The sequence below is a fragment of the Clostridium sp. ZS2-4 genome, from assembly GCF_026719745.1.
Classification (GTDB): domain Bacteria; phylum Bacillota; class Clostridia; order Clostridiales; family Clostridiaceae; genus Clostridium_H.
Genome location: NZ_JAPPRQ010000056.1, coordinates 1 through 501, shown reverse-complemented (window position 1 = coordinate 501; position 501 = coordinate 1). Strand labels below are relative to the sequence as shown.

General features: G+C 28.5%; 1 pseudogene. It reads right to left on the bottom strand.

The features are described 5' to 3' along the window. Positions 1 to 501, bottom strand: a pseudogene (locus OIO11_RS11535) (hypothetical protein); the annotation flags it as partial.

Sequence of the window (501 nt, the reverse complement as noted above, 5' to 3'; positions counted from 1 at the left end):
GGGTAGTAAAATCTTTATCTACTGATTTATAAAAATCTTCTTCGAAGAATTTTATGCTTAAAGGTATACCCCAGCCATTAGTTAAAAGACCAAATTTATAAAAGTATCCAAAATGACCATTAACAAAGTCTAACCTAATATTAGAATTAGCTTGTGCAAATTTCGGCATATTCTTATATGCGGCAGCATAAGGATTGAAACTTTTTTTATTTTTGGCTTTAGCATAAGCTTTCTGCCTATTAATTTCGGATACCAGTGTTTTTGGATTATTTTCTTTAACTCTTGGTTTTAAGCCAGAAGTATCATATATAAGCATAGAATTAAGACTTTTATAGGGAGAATTATCTGGAAGATCATTATTAATTTCTTCACATATATTAATAACTTTAGGAACCATGGAATCAAATAAATTAGCAATATCAGTTTCAAAGGTAGTTTTAAATCTACTAAAAAAAGACTCATCTGGTACCGAATTATAGAAGCCACAAAATTCTCTTATTT